3 protein-coding genes and 1 pseudogene are annotated in these 2,441 nt (G+C 71.7%); 2 read left to right on the forward strand and 2 right to left on the reverse strand.

Annotation, left to right across the window (positions count from 1 at the left end; genetic code table 11):
* Positions 1-376 (forward strand): annotated as a pseudogene (locus ACFW2E_RS34670) (hypothetical protein); the annotation flags it as partial.
* A gap of 47 nt (positions 377-423) precedes the next feature.
* Positions 424-1,311 (forward strand): Gfo/Idh/MocA family protein, encoded by an 888-nt coding sequence (locus tag ACFW2E_RS34675; protein ID WP_384472256.1) that lies wholly within the window; start codon positions 424-426, stop codon positions 1,309-1,311.
* Between the two features lie 102 nt (positions 1,312-1,413).
* Here ACFW2E_RS34675 and ACFW2E_RS34680 read toward each other — a convergent pair whose 3' ends face one another.
* Both ACFW2E_RS34680 and ACFW2E_RS34685 read right to left on the reverse strand, forming a co-directional pair.
* Complete coding sequence (locus tag ACFW2E_RS34680) at positions 1,414-1,737, reverse strand: hypothetical protein (RefSeq protein ID WP_384472259.1); 324 nt, start codon at positions 1,735-1,737, stop codon at positions 1,414-1,416.
* A gap of 43 nt (positions 1,738-1,780) precedes the next feature.
* On the reverse strand, positions 1,781-2,441 hold a 661-nt coding region (locus ACFW2E_RS34685; protein WP_384472262.1), incomplete at its 5' end, for a GNAT family N-acetyltransferase.

Raw genomic sequence — 2,441 nt, forward strand, 5'->3', positions numbered from 1 at the left:
CGACATCCGCATCACCGACGTCGGGGACCGGTTGCTCGCCGCCCGCAACACCGTCGCCGAGGACGCCGGCCCCGACGACGTCGACGTCCGCTTCGCCCCGCCCGGTTCCCCCTGGCAACCCGTCGACGTTCCCCCACGAGTCGCGGAGACCGTCCACACGTACATGAAGGCGGCCGAACTCGCCTACGGCGCCTTTGACTTCGCGGAGGACGCCGATGGGATCTGGTGGTTCCTGGAGTGCAACCAGTCGGGTCAGTTCGGCTTCGTCGAGATGGACACGGGTCAGCCGATCGCCCGCACCATCGCAAAGTGGCTGGCGCAGGACAACGAATCGGCACGGTCGTACGTCAACGGTGACAGGAGATCGGCTCCTTGACGGCATCGGGATCTGTACCGGCACCGGCATCAAGAAGGGACCGCCATATGCGTGTGGGACTGCTCGGGACCGGACCGTGGGCGCAGGCGGCGTACGCCCCCGCGCTGAGCGGGCACGGTGGACTGGACTTCGCCGGGGTGTGGGGCCGCCGTCCGGAGGCTGCCTCGGCCCTGGCCGAGCAGTACGGCACGCGGGCGTACGACGACGTGGACGCCCTGCTCGACGACGTGGACGCGGTGGCCGTGGCGCTGCCGCCGACCGTGCAGGCGGACCTGGCGGTGCGCGCGGCCCGTGCCCGCTGCCATCTGCTGCTGGACAAACCCCTCGCGCTGAGCGTCGCCGACGGCCGGGCGGTGGTCGAGGCGACCGAGCGGGCCGGTGTCGCCTCCGTCGTGTTCTTCACCACACGGTTCCAGAAGGAGCCGCAGGCCTGGATCGAGGAACAGGCGGCCGTCGCGGGCTGGTTCACGGCGCGGGCCGAGTGGCTCGGTGCCGTGTTCACCAGCGACAGCCCGTTCGCGGCCTCTCCGTGGCGCAGGGCGAAGGGAGCCCTGTGGGACGTGGGCCCGCACGCCCTGTCCGTGCTCCTCCCGGTGCTCGGCGACGTCCGGGCGGTGACGGCGGCGGCCCATGGGCCCGGGGACACCGTCCATCTCGTCCTCGACCATGTCACCGACACGTCGAGCACGCTGACCCTGAGTCTCACCGCGCCGCCGGCAGCGGCCGGGGCAGCGGTCGAGCTCCGGGGCGACGCGGGGGTGACACTGCTTCCGCCCAGCAACGAGGGAGCGGTGCCCGCGCTCGCCCGAGCCGCCGACGCCCTCCTCTCCGCAGCCCGCACGGGCCGTCGGCACTCCTGCGACGCGTCCTTCGGTCTGCGGGTGACCGAGATCCTCGCGGCGGCCGAGGCCCGGCTGAACGGCGGGGCCGACTAGGGCCGCGCGGTCCGCCTCCTCCCTCTTACTCCCCCTGCTCCCTCTACTCAGTCCTCCTTCTCAGTCCTCCTTCTCAGTCCTCGTCCTTCTCAGTCCTCCTTCTCAGTCCTCGTCGAACGGTTCGTCGCTCCACCGGAACCAGGCCCGGTCCCCCTCGATGTGCAGCAGGAACTCGGGGACGGGGCCGTCCGGCGAGGTCAGCGACACGCGTCGCCGTATATCGGCGTAGGCCCCCTCCCACTCCTCCCAGTCGTCGTCCCGCTCCAGCAGGGCGAGCTCTCGGGCGAAGAGATCCTGGACGGAACGGAAGGCGGGACCCGGCGTGAAGTTGCCGGACAGCCAGGGGAAGTCCATGTCGTCGATCCGGATCTCGCCGACGACCTCCTCTCCGCTGTGGACCTGCCACACCGCGCCGCCGAACGTCATCCCGCCTCCACCGCCCGCTGTCGACCACCGCACGGCCGGCATGTCACCCGGCGCCGTCATCGGGCCCGGCCCGGAAGGTGGCGAGTTCCCGGACGACGGGATACCCGGCCCTGGTGAAATGCGCGGCCATGGGGAAGTTGCCCTGGTCGGTGGCGCCCGCGATGAACTCGGCTCCTCGCTCCACCAGGAAGTGGGTGCACTCCGCGAGGAGGTCGTAGGCGTAGCCGTGACCGCGTTGTTCGGGCAGGACGCCGATGAAACCCACGCACGGCCCGGACGGATTGTGCGCCGGAACGTGGATGCCGGCGAGTTCGCCGTCCTGCGTACGGGCGGTCTGCCACCACTCCCGCGGTGAGGGGCACCAGCGGAAGAAGTCGAGCTCCTCCTGGGCGGCCCGCTCCACTCCCCCTTCCTCGACGGCCCGGCGGGCGTGGGCGTCGAGCGTCACGGAGTGGATGCGCCGCAGGACGTCGAAGAACACCGTGTCGTCCGGCTCGGCGCCGAAGACGAGACGGCCAGGCCGCTCGGGAAGCCCGCACCGCGGTGTCCACCGGTACAGGAAGCGCTCCACCAGGAGCTCGTAGCCGGCCCTCCGTACGGCGGTGAAGCGTGCCTCGGCGGCAGCGCGCGGCCCGGGCGCGTCGCGCCAGCCGCCGGGCAGGTTGATCTCCAGGCCGTCGACCTGCCAGGGCGCGGTCCGCAGG

The organism is Streptomyces sp. NPDC058964, assembly GCF_042741275.1.
In the GTDB taxonomy this organism is placed as follows: domain Bacteria; phylum Actinomycetota; class Actinomycetes; order Streptomycetales; family Streptomycetaceae; genus Streptomyces.